Source organism: Gilliamella sp. HK2 (assembly GCF_001690265.1).
In the GTDB taxonomy this organism is placed as follows: domain Bacteria; phylum Pseudomonadota; class Gammaproteobacteria; order Enterobacterales; family Orbaceae; genus Gilliamella; species Gilliamella apicola_C.
This window is the reverse complement of the sequence record NZ_LZGV01000021.1, coordinates 53,156-79,103: the sequence shown is the minus strand read 5'-3', so window position 1 is coordinate 79,103 and position 25,948 is coordinate 53,156. Positions and strand designations below refer to the sequence as shown.

Annotated in this window: 17 protein-coding genes and 1 tRNA gene; 10 read left to right on the top strand and 8 right to left on the bottom strand. The window is 33.4% G+C overall.

From position 1 onward, the window contains the following. Window positions 1-181 precede the first annotated feature (181 nt). Both A9G45_RS02470 and A9G45_RS02465 read left to right on the top strand, forming a co-directional pair. A complete protein-coding gene (locus tag A9G45_RS02470; protein WP_065567210.1) occupies window positions 182-895 on the top strand; it encodes a helix-turn-helix domain-containing protein in 714 nt (237 codons plus the stop codon). A gap of 50 nt (window positions 896-945) precedes the next feature. Next, window positions 946-1,989 carry a YdgH/BhsA/McbA-like domain containing protein gene (locus tag A9G45_RS02465; RefSeq protein ID WP_065567211.1) on the top strand — a complete coding sequence of 348 codons (1,044 nt, stop codon included), beginning with the start codon at window positions 946-948 and terminating at the stop codon, window positions 1,987-1,989. Between the two features lie 74 nt (window positions 1,990-2,063). On the opposite strand, the gene hrpA is transcribed toward A9G45_RS02465, so the two are convergent. Next, on the bottom strand, window positions 2,064-5,939 hold the full coding sequence (gene hrpA / locus A9G45_RS02460; RefSeq protein WP_065567212.1) for an ATP-dependent RNA helicase HrpA: 3,876 nt from the start codon (window positions 5,937-5,939) through the stop codon (window positions 2,064-2,066). Between the two features lie 74 nt (window positions 5,940-6,013). Between hrpA and A9G45_RS02455 the strand changes: the two genes are divergently transcribed. From A9G45_RS02455 to A9G45_RS02440, 4 genes are all read left to right on the top strand, one after another. Next, window positions 6,014-6,433 (top strand): META domain-containing protein, encoded by a 420-nt coding sequence (locus tag A9G45_RS02455; protein ID WP_065567213.1) that lies wholly within the window; start codon window positions 6,014-6,016, stop codon window positions 6,431-6,433. Window positions 6,434-6,797: 364 nt separating this feature from the next. Continuing rightward, window positions 6,798-8,210 carry a pyruvate kinase PykF gene (pykF, locus tag A9G45_RS02450; protein ID WP_065567214.1) on the top strand — a complete coding sequence of 471 codons (1,413 nt, stop codon included), beginning with the start codon at window positions 6,798-6,800 and terminating at the stop codon, window positions 8,208-8,210. A gap of 110 nt (window positions 8,211-8,320) precedes the next feature. Continuing rightward, entirely contained in the window at window positions 8,321-10,378 is a 2,058-nt protein-coding gene (gene ppk1 / locus A9G45_RS02445) for a polyphosphate kinase 1 (RefSeq protein ID WP_065567215.1), read from the top strand. A 72-nt stretch (window positions 10,379-10,450) separates the two neighbouring features. Beyond that, window positions 10,451-11,941 carry a Ppx/GppA phosphatase family protein gene (locus tag A9G45_RS02440; protein WP_081297791.1) on the top strand — a complete coding sequence of 497 codons (1,491 nt, stop codon included), beginning with the start codon at window positions 10,451-10,453 and terminating at the stop codon, window positions 11,939-11,941. A 54-nt stretch (window positions 11,942-11,995) separates the two neighbouring features. Here A9G45_RS02440 and A9G45_RS02435 read toward each other — a convergent pair whose 3' ends face one another. The 3 genes from A9G45_RS02435 to A9G45_RS02425 all read right to left on the bottom strand — a co-directional run bounded on the left by A9G45_RS02435 (window position 11,996) and on the right by A9G45_RS02425 (window position 17,441). Then, window positions 11,996-13,456 (bottom strand): DASS family sodium-coupled anion symporter, encoded by a 1,461-nt coding sequence (locus A9G45_RS02435; protein ID WP_065567217.1) that lies wholly within the window; start codon window positions 13,454-13,456, stop codon window positions 11,996-11,998. 216 nt (window positions 13,457-13,672) lie between these two features. Further along, complete coding sequence (locus A9G45_RS02430) at window positions 13,673-14,590, bottom strand: FAD:protein FMN transferase (protein WP_218056999.1); 918 nt, start codon at window positions 14,588-14,590, stop codon at window positions 13,673-13,675. Between the two features lie 79 nt (window positions 14,591-14,669). Continuing rightward, the gene (locus A9G45_RS02425; RefSeq protein ID WP_065566964.1) at window positions 14,670-17,441 is read right to left on the bottom strand and encodes a flavocytochrome c; all 2,772 of its coding nucleotides are present in this window, start codon (window positions 17,439-17,441) and stop codon (window positions 14,670-14,672) included. 532 nt (window positions 17,442-17,973) lie between these two features. Here A9G45_RS02425 and A9G45_RS02420 point away from each other — a divergent pair. Next, the gene (locus A9G45_RS02420) at window positions 17,974-19,023 is read left to right on the top strand and encodes a dihydroorotate oxidase (protein ID WP_065566965.1); all 1,050 of its coding nucleotides are present in this window, start codon (window positions 17,974-17,976) and stop codon (window positions 19,021-19,023) included. 703 nt (window positions 19,024-19,726) lie between these two features. Here A9G45_RS02420 and A9G45_RS02415 read toward each other — a convergent pair. Then, window positions 19,727-19,803, bottom strand: a tRNA-Asp gene (locus A9G45_RS02415). Between the two features lie 111 nt (window positions 19,804-19,914). Next, on the bottom strand, window positions 19,915-20,652 hold the full coding sequence (gene dnaQ / locus A9G45_RS02410) for a DNA polymerase III subunit epsilon (protein ID WP_081297789.1): 738 nt from the start codon (window positions 20,650-20,652) through the stop codon (window positions 19,915-19,917). Window positions 20,653-20,889: 237 nt separating this feature from the next. Between dnaQ and rnhA the strand changes: the two genes are divergently transcribed. The 3 genes from rnhA (at window position 20,890) to A9G45_RS02395 (ending at window position 23,442) form a co-directional block, all read left to right on the top strand. Next, window positions 20,890-21,363 carry a ribonuclease HI gene (gene rnhA / locus A9G45_RS02405; protein ID WP_065566966.1) on the top strand — a complete coding sequence of 158 codons (474 nt, stop codon included), beginning with the start codon at window positions 20,890-20,892 and terminating at the stop codon, window positions 21,361-21,363. Between the two features lie 73 nt (window positions 21,364-21,436). Beyond that, window positions 21,437-22,165 (top strand): hydroxyacylglutathione hydrolase, encoded by a 729-nt coding sequence (gloB, locus tag A9G45_RS02400; protein ID WP_065566967.1) that lies wholly within the window; start codon window positions 21,437-21,439, stop codon window positions 22,163-22,165. A gap of 209 nt (window positions 22,166-22,374) precedes the next feature. Beyond that, window positions 22,375-23,442 (top strand): transglycosylase SLT domain-containing protein, encoded by a 1,068-nt coding sequence (locus A9G45_RS02395; RefSeq protein ID WP_176700628.1) that lies wholly within the window; start codon window positions 22,375-22,377, stop codon window positions 23,440-23,442. Here A9G45_RS02395 and A9G45_RS02390 read toward each other — a convergent pair. After that, complete coding sequence (locus tag A9G45_RS02390; protein ID WP_065566969.1) at window positions 23,423-24,202, bottom strand: endonuclease/exonuclease/phosphatase family protein; 780 nt, start codon at window positions 24,200-24,202, stop codon at window positions 23,423-23,425. The two genes, A9G45_RS02395 and A9G45_RS02390, sit on opposite strands and share 20 nt — an antisense overlap. Then, a complete protein-coding gene (gene gshA, locus A9G45_RS02385) occupies window positions 24,195-25,766 on the bottom strand; it encodes a glutamate--cysteine ligase (RefSeq protein ID WP_065566970.1) in 1,572 nt (523 codons plus the stop codon). Before gshA ends, A9G45_RS02390 begins: the two co-directional genes overlap by 8 nt. Window positions 25,767-25,948 lie beyond the last annotated feature (182 nt).

Below are 25,948 nucleotides of genomic sequence, written 5' to 3'. Positions count from 1 at the left end.
ATAATGTATATTATGTTAAATAAGGTTGTTGTGAATTGAAAGGTAAAGTTAATTGTAATTATCACCTATTATCAGAATATTTTTTAAATAATAAAATAATAATTAATGAACAATTGTTATTTTATTATAAAATATGATAACCTGCTCGTTTGATAAACTGTAATTATTCTATTTAGTCAATATGCAAAATATTTTTAAGACATTACGTTCAAACAGTTATTCTGTTCAATGTGAATTATGTAGCATAAGCTCTCTTTGTCTTCCCGCGTTACTTAACAATAATTTAGATAATGTATTAGAGCGTAAAATGTCTTATGCCAAAGATGAAATTATTGTTAAAGCAAATACACCATTTACTAAATTTTATATTATTCATTCTGGTGCATTAAAGACTTTTGTTACAACACCTGATAATCATCAGCAAATTAATGGATTTTATTTACCTGGTGACATTGTTGGTTTAGATTCAATTTCAACAAAATTATATAACAACAATATCCAAGCGCTTTGCAATACACTTGTTTGCCAGCTTAATTATGATGAATTGATGTCACTGGTTGATCACCAAAAAGATATTAGAGAAATGGTACTTAATTTACTAAGTTCTGATATTTATAATTATCAAAAATTAGTACTTTGTTATTCTCAGAAAAAAGCCGATGAGCGATTAGCAACCTTTATATATTCACTTTATCAACGTTACAAACAAAGAGGTCATTCTTCATTAAATATTAAACTTATGATGAGCCGAGCTGATATTTCTAATTATTTGGGCTTAACAGTTGAAACCGTTAGTAGAAATTTATCAAAGCTTCAAGAGCAAAATATTTTATCAGTTAAAGGAAAACATTTATTTATTAAAGATTTAAATGCTTTGATGGATTTAGGCAAATAAATTTATTTATGTTAAAATAATCACAATAATTTATTGTAAGGTCTTAATATATGACAAGTTTAAAGAAAACATTTATTGCAGTAACTTTGGCCCTCACCCCTATTTCTTCATTTGCTGCCCAACAGTTAACTGAACAGCAGGCTAAAGATCTGCAGTCGTTTAAAAGCATAACTATCCGAGGGGCATTTTATACTGATAATGATTATGTTTTAGCTATGTCAAAAGCGGCAGATAAAGAAGGTGCGGCTTCTTTCTTTATAACAACAACCAATATCAGCCCGTCTAATGATACTTTACGTATTGTTTACGCTAAGCTATATAAAGCAGATGCTGCTAAAGCTGAAGAAAAAGCCGAAAATTTACGTAAATTCGAAGGCGTATATGAATATCCAAAATCTAAAGCAATCCGTTTAGAGCCTTTCAATATTGTACGAATTCGTGGATATTTTCCTAGTGAATATGATATAAACCAAGCAATTGCCAAAGAAGCCTCAGCAAAAGGTGCTTATGCCTATTATATCGATTCGCGTAGCGAGCTTGGTAGCAATCTACAAATTGCTGCTTATTTGTTTAAGAAAGATGCACCAGAACGTAAACTTCAACCTGAAGACGCAATTCCATATGATTCTGAGGCTGGCCAACTCGCTCTTGCACAAGGCGGAGATGCGGCTATGCAAGTTGAAAAACCGGGATATTATTCTCCTTCAGCTTTTAATGAAAAATTTTATGCTGATAAATTTAATAATAAAGTAAAAGTTATTCGTGAACCAGTAAATAATACAAAAACATCTACAGTAAACAGCACATCTACATCTGAGGTTACAGCAGTGACGACGGAGCCTCAACGCATAAATCGTTACACTGTAACGTTATCAGATGGGCGGAAAATTCAAGAATTAAATGATGCAACAGCGGCTAAAATGGTTGCCTTTGATACAATCAAATTTAGAGGCTACTATGTGACTGATCAGGAAATTTCTTATCAAGCAGGTAAACGCGCTATTGATGCTGGCGCCAAATATTATCATATCTCTCGAGTAGCCCATGACTCTAATGGGCCGAACATCACTGTTTTTGTTGATCTTTATCGATAACTTATACCAATAAATGGGCGCATTTCACTGCGCCCTACTTTTCTATCAAACAAAATTACTTAGCCAACTAACCACTATAATTCAGATTTGACTTTATCGATTTGTTGCTCAATACGTTTTGCGGAAATTGGATACGGAGTACCAAGTTGCTGAGCAAATAGATTCACTCTTAGCTCTTCAATCATCCAACGGATATTTATTACTTCTTCTTGCGATTTTGAATTTTCTGGTAAACTATTCACCCACGTTACATATTGCTTTTCAACCGATTCTATGATGTTCAGCGATTGCTTATCTTTGGTAAAATTTACCATTAGTTTTTCAATTCTTTTTTCAATTGCGGATAAATAACGATTAATATCTGGTAGCCGTTTATAACCTGATTTTGCAACAAACCCTTTATAAACAAGGTGATCAAGTTGTTTTTTGATATCAGATAAAGAAAAGGCTAATGATAAATCAATGCGACCTTTTAGTTTTTTATTAATGTTATTATATAAAACCAAAATGGACTCAACTTGTTTTGCAATATCAACCACAGTTTCATTAATATTGCCTTTGGTATAATTTAACAATGACTGATAATTATCTCGATTTTGAATGATCTGATTATTTTTTTCAATCAAATAGTCAACAGCACAAGCAATGCAATCGTCAATTAAACTAAGCACAGTGCCAAAAGCATTAAAATATAAGCTTAATTTAGATTTATTCGGCAATTTTTCATGTAAATATTTAATTGGTGATGGTATGTTAAGTATAAGTAGACGTCTTAATCCTAGTTTAGTTAGTCTTTGTTGCTCATATTGATTATCGATTAATTTAATGCTTACTGAATTTTGGTTATCAATGATTGCAGGGTAAGCTTTAATAGTGTAATTTTTATGAGTTTCTTCATACACACTTGGTAACAAATCAAAAGTCCAATCAGTTAAATCATTCTGTTCAATTTGAACTGTCTTTTGGGTTGTTAACGACGATAATGCCTGTTGAATTTCGTTTTTAAGCTGTTCTTTTAGCAAAATTAGATCTTTACTTGAAGCAATTTCTTTGTTGTTATTATCAACAATGCTAAAAGTTATTTTCAAATAGTCGGGGATTTGATCTAGTTGCCAATCTTCAGTGGTAATTTTTACTCCTGTCATTTTGTGAAATTCAGTTTCTAAACTTTCTAACAAAGATTGGTCTGTAGAAATAGCTCTACGTAAAAACGCATCAGCATAGTTCGGCGCCGGAACAAGATTTCGGCGCAATGATTTTGGTAATGATTTAATGAGTGCAATGATTAAATCTTTTCGGAAACCAGGTACTTGCCAATCAAACCCTTTATTTTTGATCTGATTTAATAAATTAAGAGGTATCTTAATTGTGACACCGTCACGATTATGCCCTATATCGAATTGGTAACTGAGTGCTAATTTTAGATTGCCTTGGTGCCAAAAATCAGGAAAATCATTTAAATTAACTAATTCTGCCGACTGTTTGATCAACATCTTTTTCTCAACACTAAGAAAATCAGGATCAGATTTTTGTTTTTGTTTCCACCAAGTATCAAAGTGTTTAGATGAAATAACGGATTTATCAATTCGTTTATCATAAAAATCAAAAAGTTCATCATCATCGATTAAAATATTTTGTCGGCGAGACTTATGTTCAAGATCTTCAACTTCGCTGATTAATTTTTGGTTCTTTTTATAAAACTGATGACGAGTAAACCAGTCTCCCTCAACTAAAGCATGACGAATAAATAAAGAGCGACTTAACACAGGATCGATTTTACTATAATTTACTATTCGGCTAGCAACAATAGGCAAGCCAAACAAAGTCACTTTTTCATTTGCTATAGTCGTTCCCTGTTTTTTTGACCATCTCGGCTCGTTATAACTGTATTTCACCAAATGTTTAGCTATAGGCTCAATCCACTCGGCTTCAATTTTTGCTACTACCCTTCCCCATAGTCGGCTGGTTTCTACCAGTTCACTAGCAATACACCATTTTGGCTGATTTTTGAAAAGAGCCGAATTAGGAAAAATGGCAAATTTAATATTACGCGCCCCAATATACTCATGCTTTTCAAGTTCTTTCATTCCAACATGAGATAGTAAACCACTTAGTAACGATATATGTAATGAACGATAATCTGCTGTATTGCTATTAATTGGAAACGCTAATTGTTTTATCGTTTGCCTAATTTGTGTATAGACATCTTGCCACTCTCGAATACGGAGATAATTTAAAAACTCTTTTTGACATAATCGCCTAAATTGGTTACCAGATAATATATTTTGTTGCTCTTTAATATAATTCCATAAATTAATCAAAGAAATAAAATCAGAATCCTTGTCAACAAAACGACGATGTTTTTCATCTGAGGCTTGTTGCTTATCAAAAGGTCTTTCTCTTGGATCTTGAATTGACAAAGCCGCAGTAATTATCATTATTTCTTTAGTACAGCCTAATCGCTTTGCTTCAAACAACATTCTGGCCAACCTTGGATCGATAGGAAGCTGAGCTAAAGTTTTCCCTATTTCGGTTAAATGATATCGATTATGTTTGGTATCAATTGCGCCAAGCTCTTCTAATAAACGAATGCCATCACGAATATATTTTGAATCGGGTGCTTCAACAAAAGGAAACGCTGCAATATCGCCTAAACCGAGTGAAGTCATTTGCAATATAACTGAAGCTAAATTGGTGCGTAAAATTTCAGGATCGGTAAATTCGGGGCGAGATAAGAAATCGTGCTCATCATATAAACGAATACAGATACCATCTGAGGTTCGCCCACATCGGCCTTTTCGTTGGTTAGCTGATGCTTGAGATATTGGCTCAATTGGCAATCGCTGAACTTTAGTACGATAGCTATAACGACTAATTCTAGCTAAACCAGGATCGATAACATATTTTATTCCTGGTACTGTTAACGATGTTTCCGCCACATTGGTAGCAAGAACGATTCTCCTTTTTGTGTGGGACTGAAAAATACGATTTTGTTCTGCTGTAGATAGTCTTGCATATAATGGCAAAATATCAGTATGGCGAAGATCTAATTTATTAAGCGTATCAGCAAGATCTCGTATTTCTCTTTCACCTGTTAAAAAAACTAATATATCACCTGCGCTTTCGGTTGATAGTTCATCAATTGCATCAATAATGGGTTGAAAATCATTATTTTTATCGCTATAGCTCTCATTTTCATTTAATGCTAAAGGACGATATCTTACTTCAACAGGAAAAGTACGGCCCGATACTTCAATAATCGGCGCTTGATTAAAATGTTTAGAAAAGCGTTCTACATCAATTGTTGCTGATGTTATTATGACTTTCAAATCGGGACGTTTAGGTAATAGTTGTTTTAAATATCCTAAAATAAAATCAATGTTTAAGCTGCGTTCGTGCGCTTCATCAATAATAATAGTATCATATTGCAATAAAAGTCTATCTTTTTGAATTTCTGCAAGTAATATACCATCGGTCATTAATTTAATCAAAGTGGTTTCACCAACGTGATCAGAAAATCTCACTTTGAAACCAACTAATTGTCCGATTTCTGTCTTTAACTCTTCGGCTATACGATTAGCCACAGAACGTGCAGCTAAACGCCTTGGTTGAGTATGACCTATAAATCCTTTTACCCCTAACCCCAATTCTAAGCAGATCTTAGGTATCTGGGTGGTTTTTCCCGATCCTGTTTCGCCAGCAATGATAACGACTTGATGATGCTTAATTGCATCATAAATTGCTGGTTTTTTTTCAACAACTGGTAAATTAGCTGGAAAATTAATTTTTTTTGGTAACGACGCTACTCTAGTTTGGTAATGTAAAATAGCACTTTGTATATTGGCATCTATATCAGCTATAGTTTGACTTTTTTGGGCTAGTTTAATAATTTTATGCTTATCTAAAAAAGTCATTGAATCAAGATTTTTTAGTTGTTTTTGCGTTAACATAGAGACCAAATATTTTATTTAAAGTAAAAATTAACTTCAATTATAGCAAATTTAACCTATTAGTAGGAGCTCAAATGAAAAAAACGTTATTGCTAATTTCACTATTTTCTTCTTCTTTGCTTATGTATGGTTGTAATGAAGCAAAGAAAATACAAGATACCGATCTTATGCATCACCGTTTTGTGCTCACTAAAGCAAATGGCCAAGATATCTCTTTAGATGATCAAGCTGACATTGTATTTGGTGAAAATATGACTATAACAGGCAAAATGTGTAATCAGTTTTCTAGTCAAGTTACTTTGGATAGCGATAACATTAAAGGTTCAGGTGTTATAATGACTAAAATGCTTTGTAATGACGAACAATTAAACCAATTAGACTATATCATTGAACAGTTAATAGTTAATGGTGCAAAGATCGATTTAACCAATAATCAATTAATCTTAAAAAATGAAAAAAATGAGCTGATTTACCAACTTAAAGATTTAATGTAATTCAAACATTTTATTGGCTAGATACTATTTATTGGCTAGATACTATGCCTAAAATACCTCTCTCTAATGGCTATAATTAGTTTGTTTTATAAGCAAAAGTATGTATGATATAAAAAACTTTATTTAAAATACTGTTAAGAATATAATAAGGCTAATTTTTAAAGGATTTAACTTATTGATGAAATTATCATACTCTTCAGATATTTTATGTGACTTTTGTAGCTGTTTAAAGCTACAAAAAGTACTTTTAGCCTATCTTACCAATGCCTTGTCATTGGTTTTTTTTTGCATAACGTTGATTTATCGAATTTTTAAATTAAAACATTAACATTAACATTAAATACATTACTAAGTAGATACTATTATGAAAAAGACAAAAATTGTTTGTACTATCGGACCAAAATCTGAATCAAAAGAAATGTTAGCAAAGCTATTAAACGCAGGAATGAATGTTATGCGTTTAAACTTTTCTCATGGTGATTATGAGGAACATGGTAACCGTATTAAAAATTTACGAGAAGTAATGCAGGAAACTGGTTTAAAAGCAGCAATTATGTTAGATACCAAAGGACCAGAGATCCGCACTATTAAATTAGAAGGCGGTAATGATGTATCACTTGTTGCAGGCCAAACTTTCACTTTTACAACCGACAAAAGTGTTATTGGAAATGCCGAACGAGTTGCCGTGACCTATGATGGCTTTGCGCATGATCTTAAGCCTGGTAATCGTGTACTTGTTGATGACGGTTTGATTGCTATGGATGTTAAAGAAATCAAAGGCAATGAAGTTATCTGTACGGTTTTAAACAATGGTGATCTTGGTGAAAATAAAGGTATTAATTTACCCTGTGTCTCAATTAAGTTACCAGCCCTTGCAGAAAAAGATAAAAACGACCTGATTTTTGGTTGTGAGCAAGGCGTTGACTTTATTGCTGCATCATTTATTCGTAAACGTTCGGATGTCGAAGATATTCGCGCACACTTAAAAGCCCATGGTGGCGAAGATATTAAGATCATCTCAAAAATCGAAAACCAAGAAGGTTTAGATAATTTTGATGAGATTCTTGAAGCTTCCGATGGTATTATGGTGGCTCGTGGCGATCTAGGTGTGGAAATTGCAGTTGAAGAAGTTATTTTTGCTCAAAAAATGATGATCAAAAAATGTAATAAAGCATCTAAACCTGTTATTACAGCAACACAAATGCTTGATTCAATGATTAAAAACCCTCGCCCTACTCGTGCCGAAGCTGGCGATGTGGCTAATGCAATTATTGATGGTACGGATGCTGTTATGCTTTCTGGTGAAAGTGCTAAAGGTAAATACCCTTTAGAAACAGTCAATGTCATGGCAACTATCTGTAAACGTACTGATGGCACAATTCCAGCGTCATTAGAATTAACATCAAAAGAAGAAAAATTACGTATAACAGCAGCTGTTTGCTGTGGTGCTGTAGAAATCGCTGAGCGTCTAAATGCCCCGCTTATTGTTGTTGCAACCCGTAGCGGTAAATCAGCTCGAGAAGTTCGCCATTATTTCCCAAAAGCGCGCATTTTAGCATTATCATCTAGCCAAAAAACAGTTAATCAATTAGCAGTCACCAAAGGTGTAGAGCCTATTTTAATTGATTCAATCAACTCAACTGATGATTTTTATCGCTTAGGTAAAGAAATGGCAGTAAAAGTATGCGGTTTACAACAAGGTGATATTATCGTTATGGTTTCAGGCGCTTTAGTTCCAAGTGGCACCACTAATACAACTTCTGTTCATCGTATTTAAAAATTAAATTTTAATCTTATATAAAATAAAAAAGCTAGCTACCTGCTAGCTTTTTTTTTTACTTAAGCTATTCTGTACAAGATATTATTAATTGAGTTTGAAAAACTAAAATGATTGAAGAAAAAGTATATTTACCTAAAGAACTCAGTTGGTTGTCTTTTAATCAACGTGTTTTACAAGAGGCGGCAGATAAAAGTAATCCACTTATTGAACGTGTGCGTTTTTTAGGCATATACTCAAGTAACCTTGATGAATTTTATAAAGTACAGTTTGCTAACCTAAAAAAATATGTGCTTATTGAACAAGAACAAGCACATTCTTTGCCTAATGCTAAGAATTTATTGCGTCAAGTAAATCAAAAAGTTATCCAATTGGAATTACAATTTGATCAGCTCTACAATGAATTATTATTAGAAATGGCTAGAAACCAAATCTTTTTGATTAACGAACGACAACTTTCCGCCTACCAAGAAAATTGGATCAAAAATTATTATAAACAAAATCTTAGGCAGTACATAACCCCTATTTTGCTTGATAGCCATACAGAGCTTATTCAATTTTTAAAAGATGATCATGCTTATTTGGCTGTAGAAATTATTTGTGAAGATAATATCAGTTATGCATTACTGGAACTACCAACAGATAAGGTTTCTCGTTTTGTATTATTGCCATCTGAAGTGTCCACTAAAAATAAATCCATTATCTTTTTAGACAACATACTTCGATATTGCTTAACGGATATTTTTAAAATATTTTTTGATGCCAAAGAATTAAATGCTTATTCAATTAATATCAATAGGGATGCAGAATACGAATTAAACACCGAATTAGATAGTTTACTTGAGCTTATGTCTCAAGGTTTAAAACAACGTTTAACGGCACAGCCTGTACGCTTTACTTATCAAAAAGATATGCCAAAAGCATTATTTGAATTGTTAATTAATAAATTACGATTAACTGAACAAGAGGCGATGCCTGGCGGTCGCTATCCTAATTTTAAAGATCTGGTCAAGTTTCCTGATTTTGGGCAGAAGAAGCTATTAAATAAAAAAATTTCAAGCCTAAGTTACAATCGATTTAAACAATTTCGTAATGCTTTTGATACAATAAAAGATCGCGATGTTTTACTTTATTATCCTTACTATTCTTTTGGGCATGTTCTTGAAATTATGCGCCAAGCCTCATTTGATCCTTCTGTTACGCATATTCGTATGAACATATATCGAGTAGCTAAAGACTCTCGTTTTATTCATACTGCTATTAATGCTGCTAATAATGGTAAAAAAGTTACTGTAGTGGTTGAGTTACAGGCAAGATTTGATGAAGAAGCAAATATAAAATGGGCAAAACGGCTAATTAGTAGCGGAATTAAAGTCATCTATTCACAACCAAAACTTAAGATCCATGCCAAGTTATTTTTAATTGATCGTAAAGAAGATGATGGAATTGTTCGTTATGCTCATATTGGTTCTGGTAATTTTAATGAAAGAACGGCGGCCATTTATACCGATTTTTCACTATTAACTGCAGATCCAGCCATTACCGATGAAGTTAGAAAAGTATTTAATTTTATTGAAAACCCGTTCAAACCTGTATCATTCAACCATTTGCTTGTTTCACCGCAAAATACACGATTACGATTTTATGAGTTTATCGAACGGGAAATAAATAATGCAAAAGTGGGGAAACCCGCGGGCATTTATTTAAAGTTAAATGCAATAACAGATCAAGATATGATAGATCAACTATATCGCGCATCATGTGCTGGAGTAAAAATTAGAATGGTAGTAAGAGGAACCTGCGTATTGGTACCGCAAATTCCTAACTTAAGTGAAAATATCACGGTCACCAGTATTGTTGATCAGTTTTTGGAGCATGCTCGTGTCTATATTTTTGAAAATGATGGAAGAAAAGATACATATATTTCTTCCGCAGACTGGATGCCTCGTAATCTCGATAACCGTATTGAAGTGGGTGTAAAAATTTTCGATCCAATAATAAAATCAACTATTCATAATATTTTTGATATACAGTGCAATGATAACGTAAAAGCTCGCATTATTGATAAAGATGCCACCAACAATTATGTGCAAAGAGGCAATAAGAAAAAAACCAGAGCCCAATATGCCATTTATGATTATTTGAAACGGTTAGAATCATTTGAATAATGAATTGAGGATTTTAAAGTGAACAAATTCAATGAATATGCCGTAGTTGATCTTGGTTCAAACAGCTTTTATATGGTTATAGTCCGTATCATTAATGGCGCGATGCAAATTATTTATAAAAATAAAAAAAACATTCATCTTGCAACGGGGCTTAATGCTAATAATCAGCTCAATGAATCAAGCATTATACGAGGAGTGCAGTGCCTTGAATTATTTGCTGAACGATTAAAAGGATTTCCAGCTGAACATGTTCGTGTTATAGCGACGCATACTTTGCGTGTTGCCAAAAATAAGCATCAATTTTTGATGGCTGCAGCCAAAGTATTTCCTTTTCCTATTGAAATTATTTCAGGTCAAGAAGAGGCTCGCCTTATTTATTTAGGTGCCATGACGACAGAATCAACATCGTCAACTGATACCAAATTTGTAGTAGATATCGGTGGTGGATCGACTGAAATTGCAATAGGAAAAGGAAATGATTTAAAACCATTGCTTGTAGCTAGCCGTCCCATGGGCTGTGTAACTTATGCTAAGCAATTCTTTCATGATCAAAAAATCGATTTTGATTCATTTCAACGAGCAAGGCTTGCCGCCGAACAACAAATTGAAAGTATGATTCATATTATTAAAAAGCAGAAAATCACTGTAGCATTTGGATCATCGGGAACGATTAAAGCTATTTATCGTATTTTATTAGACATTGGTGTCTGTGATGGAATTATTACGCCTAAAAGGCTAGATGATTTAATTCGTTATATTTTGGAATTTAAATCTTGCCAAGATATTAACTACCCTTCACTTTCTAATGAAAGAAAAAGCATATTTGTTAGTGGGCTGGCAATATTTTGTGGTATTTTTTATGCCCTAGGCTTAGAGGCTTTACGCTTTAGTCCGTGTGCATTACGTGAAGGCGTGCTTTATGAACTCATTGATGGTCCTAATTTCCGAGATATTAGACAAAATACAGCTCAATTACTTTCCGATCATTACAACGTTGATCAACGCCATGCAAAACAAGTGGTTAAAACTGCAAAATTTTTATTTTCTCAATGGCAACAACAAACACAAATCGTTATTCCACCTAATTTAGAATCTATATTGTATTGGGCTGCGCAATTGCATGAAGTTGGATTAAAAATCAACTTTACCTCGATTCATAAACATTCGAGTTATATTTTAAAGAATAGTAATTTGCCGGGTTTTAATGAAGAACAACAATTACTTTTAGCAACGCTTGTTCGTTATCATCGAAAATCAATTAATATTGATGAAATCCCTTATTTCAGCTTGTTTGAATACAAGCATATAATATCAGCCATGCAAATGCTTAGATTATCTATTCTAATAAATAATCAGCGAAATACCGATCTAAATCTTGATGCATTTAAATTAAAATTATCAAAAAATAGACCCACCCAAATAACGTTAGAAGTTAATCAAGATTTTGTCGAAAAGAATAAATTAATCTTATTGGATTTAGAGCAAGAACAAAAATATTGGAAACCGATTGATGATTGGCAATTATCAATTAAAATTTGTCGCTATAAAATTAACTCCGTATAAAAATACCGCCAGTCAATGTGGCGGTATATAATCTTTAGTGTATATAATTAGTTATTAGCTAAGACCGATTATTTTCCACCATAAAATACCCACAGTAAATAAGATAGCCAGATTTATAATGCTACAAATAAACCCGACTTTCCACCAAGTTTTTACAGGAACAAAACCTTCAGCAAATAATAGCGGATTTCTTGCATTGGCAAATTGTGTAATTGAACCAAAATAGTTAGTACAAATAACTAAAGCAAAAATTGCAATAAATGTGGGTACGCCAAGAGCAATAGCTATCGATAAGAAAACTGGAAATAAAGCGGCGATATGCGCATTACCACTGGCAAAAAGATAGTGCAAATAAACATACGCAACACATAAAACAATCAGCACTAATAACCAGCTACTTTCACCTAAATAACCTTGCACTGCACTACCTATTGTATCACCTAACCATTTTGTCACACCAAGTTTATTGACTTGCCCTGCTATCATCAATAATGCCGCAAACCAAATTAATGTATCCCAAGCTGCTTTTTCACTTTTGATGTCATCCCAACTTAATACACCGGTTAAAAGCAAAATAGTCAAACCAATAAAGGCAGTTGTTGTTGAATCAATATTGAAGTTTTTACCAAAAATCCAAAGTGCTAATAATAGAATAACTGTTCCACCCATAATGATTTCTTTAACGGTGATAGATCCCATTTTTTTCAATTCTTCAGCAGCTAATTTAGGTGCTTCTGGTGTCTTTTTTAGCTCTGGGTTAGTTAAAAAGTAGATAACTAAAGGAATAATAATAAATGAAACTAAGCATGGAACAATAGCTACAATAAACCATTGTCCCCAGCCTAATGTGATATCTAGTGATTTTGTCACTAACTTAGCAGCTAATAAATTTCCAGTAAACGCCGTTAAGAACATTGCCGAGGTAATGTCATTGATATGGCTAATAGTTAACATTAAAAATGTACCAATACGGTTTCTTGATTCATCCTTAGGGCTAGAATTAAAATTGATAGCTAATGCTTCAGCTATTGGGTAAATAACCCCACCAGCACGTGCAGTTGTACTTGGAATCGCTGGCGCTAAGGCCATATCAGTGACAGCTAAACCATAGGCAAGTCCCAATGTATTTTTACCTAAGATCTTCACAAGATAATAGGCAATACGTTTACTTAAACCTGTTTTAATAAAGCCGCGAGCAATCATAAAAGCAATAACAATTAACCAAATTAACCCACTATTTAATTCGCTTAATGATATCTCTATAGCGTTTTTAGCACTTTCGGCTCCCGTTGGTCTCAATACTGCAAATACCGTAATGGCTAATAAGCCGATTGCACCAATTGGCATAATTTCAGCAACAATACACGCAATTGTTGCAATAAAGATAATGCTTGTTTGCCAACCTTCTTGACTGATGCCTTGAGGAGGAGATATAAACAACCAAAGCATTGCTGAAATTGCCGCAATAATTATAAATGGTAGCCATTTTACTGGCGGTTTTTTTACTACATTCATAGTATTTCCTTTTTAATTTAAATATAATTTTATTACACCGATGTAAATTCTTTCTTTTTTAAATTTCACAAATCTACCCAGAAAAAACTTCAATAAAATCAATGGTTTTTCTGACTGTTTTTTTATCAAAACTAAGCTGTTATTAAATTAAAACAGTAAAAACAAAGATCTAATATAATCGTTATTTTTATCATTTTTTGATGCTAAGCCTGTTGATTAATCGGTGATTATTTTGTACTGAGTGTCAATTAGTTGAAAAACAAAATTATCTGGGTTTATTAATGCTATTGTTTTATTTTTTAACAAAAATATAGCTGATAAGTTTTGATGCTTTTGTAAATATTTTCTGCTGTTATCAAGTCCCCATCCATAAAATACCGTTGAGTAAATATCACCTTCTAATGAAGAATTGGATATTACTGTCACACTGTCTAGTTCATTATCTAATGGATAACCTGTCTTGGGATCTAATATGTGATGATAAAGATGATTGTTTTGTATAAAAAAACGTTCATAAATCCCCGATGTTACAACAGACTTATTTTTAACTTTAATAACTCCTGATAACTTATCATCAGTTGCAAATGGTTTTTTTAGCCCCACATGCCAATAGCTGTTTTCATTGGTTAAAGGGCTACCTAAAGTTAATACGTTACCACCTAAATTAATAATACCTTGATAAACTTGATATTTATGTAAAATTAATTTGGCAACATCGGCAATATACCCCTTAGCAATTGCACCTAAATCAATTTCCATGCCAAATTTTTTCAAAAAAACAGAACGATTATTTGTATCTAGCTCAATATTATTAGGATCTGTTAACAATAACCGCTGTTTAATCAATTTTGCTGGTGGAACTTGTTGCCCGTTGAAACCAATTTTCCAAAGTTTAACTAAAGGACCAATGGCAAAATTAAAGCAGCTATTGAAATGCAAACTGACTTTTTGTGCTTGTTCAATCAAAGAAAATACCGAGCTACTCACAGTAACAGGGTGACTGCCCGCAGCTAAATTGATTGACATGACTTCTGATATTAACCTATTTACAGTCAACTTATCTTCAAGCAATTTAATGCTGTCAAAAACGGCCTGTGCAACGGTGTCATTAGGCTCTATAAGCGTTAATGACACCGTTGTTCCCATTAAAGTTTGAGTATATTTATAACTCGACCTTAACATACTAAACAAGACCCAAATCGCTACAACTCAATTAACTTTTTATATAATGGGCAGCTTTTTTACCTGCTTGCATACCGAAAATAATGATATCTGCAACCGCATTACCACCTATTCGGTTTGCTCCATGTATTCCCCCCACAACTTCGCCTGCGGCAAAAACACCTTGAATGACATTTTTATTAGCATCTAAAACTTGTGTTTGAGTATTGATAGTCACACCGCCCATAGTATGGTGAACACCAGGGGCAATTTTTATTGCATAAAAAGGTGCTTTTTCTATAGGATGACGTATGCCCGTTGTTCGGCCAAAGTCCTGATCGTGCTTAGTAATGGCAAACTGATTATAGCGCGCTACTGTGTTAGCTAATGTGCGACTATCAATTGATAACTCTTGTGCTAATTCTTCAAGAGTATTTGCTTGAGTGACCAGCTGATTTGAGACATATTCTTCCACCGCTTTATTTTCATCACGAACTTGTTGATCAAATAAGATATAAGCATAATGTTCAGATAAATGAATAATTTCTGCTGATACTTTATCTCGGGTATCAAGCTCATTAACAAATCGTTGGCCTTTTTGCGATACGAGTATCGCCCCACCACCTCGAATAGATTCAGAAATCAAGTAAGACGATGTTTGTTCTACTGTTGGATGAATTTGGATTTCACCCATATCAACAGTTCCAGCCCCAAGTTTTTCCAATATCATAATGCCAGAACCCGTTGCACCTTTATGATTGGTGGTAACAAAACCTTTAAGATCAGGGCGATATTTTTCAACCATGGCAGTATTAGCACTAAATCCACCTGTTGCGATAATAACGGCCTTAGTTTTTATCACGCGAGTTGAGCCATTTTCTTCGGAAATTTTAACGCCAATGACTTTATTGTTCTCCGTGACAATTTCAGTAACCGCAGTATCTAACATAACTTCAATACCACGCTTATTGATATTTTTAACTAGACCACTAATTAAAAAACCACCAACTGCCGCCCCGCTTTCTGGGCGATGGGTTCGATCGATGCTCATTCCCCCTGTGGTTGTAATACCACTTAATTCAATATCATTATTATCTAACCAATCGATAGCCTCTGGTGCATTTTCAACAAAGTATCGTAATAAGTCAGGATTATTTTTATTTTTTCCACCTGCCATAGTTTCTTTATAAAAAAGCTCTTTACTATCGACAATGCCTTTGAGTTTTTGGAATTTAGTTTCCGCAGCATTCATACCTGCCGAAGCTTTATTAGTATTACCACCAATCACCGGCATTTGCTCAACAATAACAACCTTTGCCCCATGATCATGTGCTTGAATAGCTGAGGCAAGCCCAGCGCCACCACTACCAACAACGACAACATCAAAAGAAAGATCATCAGGATCCCCCCCTTCGGCAATAATTGCGTCTTTGTTAGATTTTGCCATTGCTTTAGTTACAGCTTTCTTAAATGCTTCACATTGTGTTGTTGCCCCAGAGATAGCATCAACATGTGGACTATTTGAATCAATAATTCTATGTTTAATTTCAGTAAAATTATTTAAAACTTCACTATTAAAATTTTGCGCATTAACTAATTGTATATCTTTTATAAAATCCTTACCTAACTCAACGTTAATCAAAAATTCATAAGATTCATCATTAACTTTCTCTTGATACTGACCTGGTTTGAACTTTTTCACATTAAGGTTAGCATCACGAATCAAACTTTCAACAAGGGAAAAATGCCATAAAGGCTCAGGAATATTAAGCTCTTCCCGTTTATCACTATTGATAAATAGTTCTAACCTTTCCCCTTTTTTAATGCGACTAACCCAATCAGGATAAGCAATACAAGCACGACCAACAGCAACTAAATCATAGCCATTTTTAAAAGCTGCATCGATATCACTTTGATTAACAATATTACCGACCCCCACAACAGGAATTTTAGCTAATTGCTCAGATCGCATTGCAACATATTTATTGATTAGTGGTGTTGTATCTTCGGTATCAACGATCGAAGGTCTTAAAATCGACCCCATTGAGAAATGAACATAATCAAGCCCTTTTGCAGCCAGTTTTTCAAGCAAATACATGGTATCATCAAAACGAATACCAGGGACTTCTAGCTCTTCGGGGGAAAACCGATACCCAACAATAAACTCAGGAGTTGCATATTGTTGAATCATATTATGTGTGATATCTAAAATCGCAAGCGGGAATCGAGTACGATTATCACGATTCCCCCCCCATTTATCATTACGTTGGTTTGAATTAGGTGAGTAGAATTGTTGAATTAAATAAGTATTTGCGCCATGAATTTCTACACCATCAAAACCAGCCTGAATAGCACAACGCACAGCTTGGCCAAACTTGTCAATCATTTCATCTACTTCTTCAGCCGTTAATTCAACTGGAGTTGGAGCATTCGGGCGTGGAGCAGCAATAGCACTCGGGCCTACTGGTGATTGGCCACCAATTAACTTTGGCTCAACCATTCGTCCACCATGATAAACTTGAATAATAGCTTTAGAACCTTGCTCTTTGATAACTTTAGCTATTTTTGCTAATCCCTCAATTTTATCATCACTATCTAAGCCAATTGCGCCAGGAAAAGCTAATCCTTTATTATCAACAAAGCCACATTCGACTATCACTGTGCCAATATCACCAGCTCTTACTCGGTAGTATTCAATCAAATCATGCGTAACAGAACCATCATAAAAACCTGAACAGGTTGTCATCGGCGCCATCATGATGCGATTTTTTAATTCTACCCCATTTGGTAACGTTAACGACTTAAATGTAAGTTGATTTGTCATTTGATATACCTAATTATTTTATTTGAATTCATTTATTAGCAATTATGATAGCATCCCAAACAACAATTCTCTATGTAAATTCAGTCTATCAATACATTAAGTATCAATTTTTCGACAGTATTTTTTACATATTTATTAATGAATTAGGCATGCATCGTTTTTAGAATCAACAAAATTACTTCGTTTTCATATAAAAAATCATTAAATTTAATGTATCCAAGCAGAAAAAATCTAAAAAAAAACACTGTAACTATTTCATTTAGTTACATATTTCCTATTATTTTTATGTTGAACTTTAATTTTGTTTAGATAGAATGTCTTGAAACCAACACAAAGAGAATATCGTATATGTTTATAACATCGATTGAACTTTTAACATTGCAACCCACTTTTAATTCTCTTTCTGCCCTGTTTTTTAATCCTCCTTCATGGAGGATTTTTTTTGTTGCAAAAATCTTTTCTTTTTATTCTTGTTATAAATTAAAAGCCAAAATCAATTTTACTTTAAGAAAGCGCATAATCAGGAGATAGCATGAAATCTTTAACACCTTTTTATAATCCAAGTATAAGCTATGAAGATAATTATGCTCAAGGACCCTTTGGGCTTTTTGCACAATTAGATAAATCACAACAGATTCCAACAAAACCCTCAACGTTCTTAAATATTGATGTCAATTTACCATTCGGTATGCCAGCAGGCCCATTATTAAATGCCAATTATATCAAAGCAGCATTTGCTTATGGATTTGATTTATGTGTGTATAAAACAGTTCGAACTAAGTTTCATAAATGTCATCCATTACCTAATGTCTTGTCTGTTCATCCTAAAGGTAAACTATCGTGCAACTTAGATACAGTATTAGCAGATACTAATTATAATCAACCTCTATCAATTACCAACTCATTTGGTGTGCCTTCATTTTCACCCGACATTTGGCAACCCGATATGGCTGATGCGGTACAATCGGCTGGTCATGGGCAATGTGTAATCGGTAGTTTCCAAGGCACACAAGGGCATGGAGAAATAGAAAAAGATTATGCTCTAGCGGCAAAATTAGTGCATGAAACTAATGCACCTATTCTTGAAGCAAATTTAAGTTGCCCGAACGAAGGGGCAAGCAAGCTACTATGTTTTGATGTAGATAAAGTTGAACGAATTGTAAATGCGATAAAAACAGCAGTGCCTGATCGCCCTCTTATTTTAAAACTGGCCTATTTTCCTGATAATGAAAGAATTATTTCTTTATTAACTCGTGTGGGTACTATTATTGATGGTTTAAGCACCATCAATACGTTATCGGCAAAACCCGTTGATGCAAAAGGTCACCCCGCCTTAGGCGAAAACAGAAAAGAAGGCGGAATCTGTGGTGATGCCATTCGTTGGGCCGGTTTAGATATGGTGAAACGTTTAGCCAAATATCGCAAAGAGATGGATCTAAAATTTGCTATTATTGGTGTAGGCGGCGTTAGCACTAGCGAGCATTATCGTCAATTTATAGACAATGGTGCTGATGCCGTTATGAGCGCAACAGGTGCTATGTGGAACCCATTGCTAGCAATAGAGATCAAAAAAAGCCTTTAATATCAGCCAACCATAGTTTATAAAGGTTACAGTGTAACTTACTACTGTAACCTTGTTTTCATAATTCGTATTAAATTGATAATATAAGATGATATATAGAATATATAGCAATAAAGATGCCTAAATAACTAGTTACCATTTTTAACAAAATAAACGATAAATGGCTGTACAGGATTTTGACACCATTTACTCTTTAACTAAAAAACAGTATATCAATAATATTTACTTATCTATTACTGATTGATTATTTTTTAAAGCAAAAATAATAATCGCTAATGAAATATACAATCACTTTGAAGATGAAGAAAAAAGACTATCCTTACATAAATTAGAGATTTTGAATATATTCAAAAAATATTAATTGTAGAAAATCATTTTACATTACAAGAGGTACAGCTTATATTTTAGACATTGATTAGCTTATCGCTCACTTAGATAACCAAGTTTGCTTAAAAAAGTTTAAATAAAATTTAGCAAATTATATATGGGCTAGGCAATGATTTTATACTAACACTCACATCTACCTGAAATTTTTGACGGAAATAACGCGGATTTTTTATTTCTCAATATAATTGGATGAAAGCTAACTTTAAAAATTAGAAAAAACAATAAGCATGGCAACTTTTGACAAAAATTATTAGCATATGCGTAGAGGCCATTAGACTATATGGAAAATTTGATTAGTATAACTACTACATGGAATTGGCGGAACGGACGGGGCTCGAACCCGCGACCCCCTGCGTGACAGGCAGGTATTCTAACCAACTGAACTACCGCTCCGCTTTTTAGTCACTTAGATGAAGAACATCTAAAGTAGGCGCAATATTAAAGATTATTTTTAGTCTCGTCAATAAAAAATTTTAAATTGAAATTTAATTGAATACAAAACAATCATTGCAACGAATTCCATAATGCACCGCCACATTTTTTATCAATTTTCTTCAAAACTGCCTCATGTTCAAAAAGCTCATCTTCTGTTGCTTTAATGACTTTTAAAGGAACCCCATTACGCTCTACTCTTTTTATTGCATTAGGTTCAGATGAAGATAAATTATTGTCTTCTGAACTAAATGATAACGTCGTTTGTCCCCCTGTCATAGCTAAATAAACTTCAGCTAGAATTTCGGCATCTAATAAAGCACCATGCAACGTTCGATGAGAATTATCGATCTGATAGCGTTCACATAATACATCTAGGTTGTTACGTTTACCTGGAAATAGGCGCCTTGCCATAGACAGGGTATCAGTAACAAGACAATGATCAGCAGTTTTAAAATCTAGCCCACAAAGACGAAATTCATAATCCATAAAGCCTACATCAAACGAGGCATTGTGAATGACTAATTCGGCACCATCAATAAATTTAATAAAATCGTGGGCAATATTTTTAAAAATAGGTTTATCTTTAACAAATTCATCACTTATACCGTGGACTTTAAAAGCATCCTGATCAATCAAACGTTCTGGGTTAATATAAACATGGAAATGATTACCCGTTAATCGGCGATTTATGACTTCAACGGCACCTATTTCAATAATCTTATGACCTTCATAATGATTATTACCCTCTTGATTCATACCTGTTGTTTCTGTATCTAATACGATTTGGCGTGTAGGATTATGTATCACTTTCTTCTCTTTTATATCAGTAATTGGGGAAAAACGTTTTTAATGGTATAGTCTAACACCAAAACCCTTTAATGTTGATACCTGATACCTATAGATGAAATAAGGTCAAATGGTTAAATTGGTGGGGGGAAATCAACAAACAAAATAAAGCCCAATTATTGCATGCTTTCAATTGGAATAAAAAATTTAACTAAAACAACAAACTTGATCAACAATATTGAGAAAAGAAATCAGAACATGCTAAAAAAGATAGAAATATATACAGATGGTTCTTGCCTTGGTAATCCAGGTCCTGGTGGTTATGCGGCTATTTTAAAATATAAAGAAACTGAAAAAATATTATCAGAAGGTTTTTTTAAAACAACGAATAATCGCATGGAATTATTAGCTGCGATTGTTGCTTTAGAAAAATTAAAACATCCCTGTCAAATTGAACTATATTCTGATAGCCAATATTTGCGTAATGGGATTATCAATTGGGTAAATGGCTGGAAAAAAAATGGCTGGAAAACAGCCAACAAAAAACCCGTAAAGAATGTCGACTTATGGAAAAGGCTTGATGAATTAGTGCAACCTCATAAAATTGAGTGGATTTGGGTCAAAGGTCATGCAGGGCATATTGAAAATGAACGTTGTGACATTATAGCTAAAACACAAGCTCAATCCCCTACTTTACAAGATATGATATTTGAACAATCTGTAGATAATTAACTTATAAAATAGTGTTATTCAACAAATATAAATTAACTTGCTTTAGAAAAATAACTAATGGTATAAACGTAATATGTATCAATTACATAGTATTAAATCCTTAAAAGACAATTATATTTGGATTCTAACTAATCCTAATAATCAAGCTGTGATTATAGATCCTGGCGAAGCTGAACCTGTGATTAATTATATTAATAAACATCAATTATTACCCCTTGGAATTTTAATTACTCATCACCATATCGATCACACTGGGGGGGTATATGAATTAAAAAATCAATATCAAAATATTGAAATCTACGGCCCTAGCGAAATTGATTTACCAATTAATTATCTTGTTAATCAAAATAGCGTTTGTATTGGTGATTTTAATTTTACTGTCATTGCTGTACCAGGGCATACTCTTGGTCATTTAGTGTATTACTGTAAGCCTTTTTTGTTTTCTGGAGATACTTTATTTTCAGCGGGTTGCGGTAGAGTTTTTGAAGGGACTTATCAGCAAATGTTAGATTCGTTAAATCATTTAAAAAAACTATCTAACGATACTTTAGTTTGTGCAGGGCATGAATATACTCTATCCAATTTAGCATTTGCCTCTCAAATGCTACCCGATGATGAAAACATCAAAAGCTACTTAAATTCGATCTCAAAACAATCGCAAACATTACCGTCTATTTTGTCTAAAGAAAAACAAATTAATTTATTTTTGCGATGCCATGAAAATCAATTGCAAAATAAATTCAATTTTAACAATGAATTAGATTTGTTTGTTTTTTTTAGGAGCCAAAAAGACATTTTTTAGGTATAATACCGAACTCAATTTAGATGAAAACTTACGAACCAATGAAAAAGTTATTAATATTTACAGCGTTATGTTTGTTTTTAATCGCATGTCAACATAATGGACCGCGATATAATCCTATAGTTAAAATAAAGTATTCCAGAAACACAGCTAATAATATAAATAGTTCTCGTAATTATGCATCTATCACGCAAAATCCATGGCAATATATGCTTAATCAAATTGACGCATATATTCCAGAAAATAGTCGCGTTAATGCAGAGAGAGAACGATTATTACGTAATCCTAAAGGATTTGAAACGATTGCTTCACGTTCAGAGCCTTATGTCTATTACATAATAAATCAACTTCGTAAAAATAATCTACCTGCTGAACTAGCTTTAATTCCTCTTATTGAAAGTGCTTATGATCCACTTGCAACATCATCAGCACAAGCAGCGGGATTATGGCAATTTGTTCCAATTACAGCTAAAGAATACGGACTACAACAAAGTAGTTCATTTGATGCTCGTCGGGATCTTATTGCATCCACTAACTCGGCTATTTCTTTGTTGCAAAATTTAAATAACCGTTTTAACGGCGATTGGTTATTAACTTTGGCGGCTTATAATGCTGGTGAAGGTCGAATAAGAAGAGCCATTGAAAAAAATCAGGCTAAAGGTTTACCAACTAATTATTGGGCACTAGAATTGCCGACAGAAACTATGCATTATGTCCCTAAAATTTTAGCAATTATTGATATTGTTAAGAATAATAAACGATATGGAATTAAGTTACCTGATTGTAATTATGAAAACTCACTTGTTAGAATTGATATATCTAAAAATATTTCGTTAGCTAAAATTGCTAAATACTCTAAGTTATCACTTGATGAGTTAACAACATATAATGCAGGGTATGTGCAACAAACAGTAAATGGTCCTTTCCATTTGCTTGTTCCTTATGCTCATGCGGCAGATTTATTTAAAAAATTACAAGCAGATAACCTTGTTGTCAATGAGGTTACAGAACTTCTACAAGATACTCCTCGTACTAATATGCCATTTGAATTTAGATCTGGCTTTATGCAAAACAATAGTATTGCACGTAAAGAGAGTTTTTCTAGAAATGTGAAAAAGATTGCCTATCTTGTCAAAGCAGGTGATAGCCTTTACTCCATCGCTCAAAGTTATCGTGTAAAGATTACCGATATATTGCAGTGGAATAATCTTAAGAATTCTAAAGTACAAGAAGGCGATATCTTAACAATCAATCTTGCTAATGCAAATCCAATCTAAAATTGACTAATAGAGGATTATGATCTGAAGCTGTTGTACTAATGATTTCAGCAGCATTAAGTTGTAATCCTCGATAAAAAACAAAATCAAGTGGTCTTCCCATAAATGTTTTTCGAATATCCACAGGAAAATTAACAGGCTTAAGCTCAATTGAGCGCACAAGATGATACAACAAATTTAGTCGCTGTTTGCTCCATGCATTAAAATCCCCTGCTAAAATAACTGGACCGTTATGCTCTTTTATTCGAATTAATAGCATACGTATTTGTTGGCGGTAGGCTTTTACACCAATACTGAAATTTACAGCATGAATATTCGCAACTAATAATTGTTTTTTAGAATTGTTGATAGGATAAATAGTAATTAAAGCAGATTTAGGGACACGAATTAATGGCTCTCTTTCTCTGAAAGAAAAAAGAGAAGCTGGTAATACATCTGAAATTGTCATTACGCCAGCATAAATATCATTAAAACAATATGCTGGAACATGATCGGCAATTTTATTATGTTGTGAAATAAAATTAAGTAACGGTGATGTGGTTTGAGCTTCTTGTAATAAAATCAGTTTAGTTTTATCAGCATGTCGTTTAAGAATATCGATACAGTCAGCTTTTTTTTGTTTAAAAATATTCCAAACTAAAACCGAAAAGGAAGTTTGATCGATTAACGGCTTATTTACTATGATTGGTTGATTAGGCAAGATTAACTCAACTTCATTACTTGCCTGATATCGTAATGTATAATGTCGTTTTTTAAACATCTTTTCCGTTCAACTTATTCTGCAAATATTCATCAAAAGATAAAGTATCACTCTGCTCTTTTTTATTCTGTTTTTCAATAGATAAATTACGTTGTTGAACAAAATCACCATCAGTTAATAATGCTAAAGGCTCAGCAATAAGCTGTTTTCTATATTGACTTGCTAAAGCTAAACCAAATTTTTCTGTGCCTAAATCACTTATTGCTTGCAATGTTCTTGCTGATAAAGTTAATTCGGGTTGATCAAACATTAAGTCTAAATGCTCGCAGACAGTGCGATAGCTTCTTTCATCGTCTTGATGATCTAAAACATCAGCAACACGTAATAAGTCTTTAAATAATTCATGCCCAACTTTAGCCAAAGGCTCTCGATAGCTATCACAACCCATACCGATTTCAAGCCCTGGTTTTCGGCCCTCCATAATGACTCTATTCCAATTTAGTTTAGCACATTCAAGCTCTTGGCTACTCATTTCAGGAGCAGGTGCTAATGCACACCAAATTAAGAAAAGATCAATAAAGCGTATTTGCTCTTCGGTAATACCCACCGGTGAAAAAGGATTAACATCTAATGCTCGCACTTCAATATACTCAATACCACCACGCAAAAGAGCATCTGATGGTGACTCCCCAGCCATTGGTACTCGTTTAGGTCGAATTGGTGCATAAAACTCATTTTCAATTTGTAAAACATTGTCATTTAATTGGCGATAGTGACCATCAACCTTAATACCTAACTTAGCAAATTCTGCTGACTTAGTATGAGTTGCACGTTTTAGGCCTTCAACATAGGTATCTAAATGATTAAACGTAATACCAAGCTGTTTTTGTGCATTATTTGTATACCCTATGTCACTTAATCTTAATGAGGTTGCATAAGGTAAATAACAGTTTCCATTAGTCTGCTCAATAAATGCTTTAGCTTTTTGTGGATCTTGAATAAATGAAGAACACATCGATGGCGATGCACCAAATAAATAAGGAATAACCCAACCGAAACGATAATAATTGCGAATTAGCGTAAAATAGCCCTCCGAAATGACCGCTTTACCTTCTTCGGTATTTTTTACTCCATCTCTTGCTTGCCAAAATGCAGTGGGCAATGAAAAATTATAATGAACCCCCGAAATTGTCTGCATCATTGCGCCATAACGGTTTTTTAACCCTTCTCGGTAAACTGTTTTAAAGCGCCCTTCATTTGAAGTACCATATTGTGCAAGGATAATATCTTCTTCATTAGCAAGAAAACAAGGCATGCTTAAAGGCCATATCATTTCATCACCAATATTTACACTAGCATAACGATGCAAATCACGCAAAAATGTCAACATATAGTCAATATTGCTATTAACGGGGGTAATAAACTCTAACATTGATTCGGCAAAATCAGTCGTTATCCACGGATGAGTTAATGCTGCCCCAATTTTTGGCGGAAATGACGTTTTTGACAATGACCCATCAGGCAAAATGCGTAAAGTTTCACGTTCAAGGCCTCGTTGAATACCTTGTAAAATGGTATAGTGTTTTTCTAACCAACTAAGTGCTTTTGAGACATCAGGAATCATAATCTTTCTTTTCCTACATTAAGTTTTTATAAGGTTAATATTATCATAATTTACTCGTTACTATAGATCATTTTGGCATTTTGTGAATGGCTAAAATAAATAACGCGTGTTGTAGAAATAAAATAAAAAATAATGCTACCTATTATCAATAGTTAAAACTATCGAGATAAATTTTTATCTAT

Bases quoted from the DNA above. Each gene is read 5' to 3' on its own strand.
- A9G45_RS02470 (WP_065567210.1), top strand. From the start codon at position 182: ATGCAAAATATTTTTAAGACATTACGTTCAAACAGTTATTCTGTTCAA.
- A9G45_RS02465 (WP_065567211.1), top strand. From the start codon at position 946: ATGACAAGTTTAAAGAAAACATTTATTGCAGTAACTTTGGCCCTCACC.
- hrpA (WP_065567212.1), bottom strand. From the start codon at position 5,939: ATGTTAACGCAAAAACAACTAAAAAATCTTGATTCAATGACTTTTTTA.
- A9G45_RS02455 (WP_065567213.1), top strand. From the start codon at position 6,014: ATGAAAAAAACGTTATTGCTAATTTCACTATTTTCTTCTTCTTTGCTT.
- pykF (WP_065567214.1), top strand. From the start codon at position 6,798: ATGAAAAAGACAAAAATTGTTTGTACTATCGGACCAAAATCTGAATCA.
- ppk1 (WP_065567215.1), top strand. From the start codon at position 8,321: ATGATTGAAGAAAAAGTATATTTACCTAAAGAACTCAGTTGGTTGTCT.
- A9G45_RS02440 (WP_081297791.1), top strand. From the start codon at position 10,451: ATGGTTATAGTCCGTATCATTAATGGCGCGATGCAAATTATTTATAAA.
- A9G45_RS02435 (WP_065567217.1), bottom strand. From the start codon at position 13,456: ATGAATGTAGTAAAAAAACCGCCAGTAAAATGGCTACCATTTATAATT.
- A9G45_RS02425 (WP_065566964.1), bottom strand. From the start codon at position 17,441: ATGACAAATCAACTTACATTTAAGTCGTTAACGTTACCAAATGGGGTA.
- A9G45_RS02420 (WP_065566965.1), top strand. From the start codon at position 17,974: ATGAAATCTTTAACACCTTTTTATAATCCAAGTATAAGCTATGAAGAT.
- rnhA (WP_065566966.1), top strand. From the start codon at position 20,890: ATGCTAAAAAAGATAGAAATATATACAGATGGTTCTTGCCTTGGTAAT.
- gloB (WP_065566967.1), top strand. From the start codon at position 21,437: ATGTATCAATTACATAGTATTAAATCCTTAAAAGACAATTATATTTGG.
- A9G45_RS02395 (WP_176700628.1), top strand. From the start codon at position 22,375: ATGCTTAATCAAATTGACGCATATATTCCAGAAAATAGTCGCGTTAAT.
- A9G45_RS02390 (WP_065566969.1), bottom strand. From the start codon at position 24,202: ATGTTTAAAAAACGACATTATACATTACGATATCAGGCAAGTAATGAA.
- gshA (WP_065566970.1), bottom strand. From the start codon at position 25,766: ATGATTCCTGATGTCTCAAAAGCACTTAGTTGGTTAGAAAAACACTAT.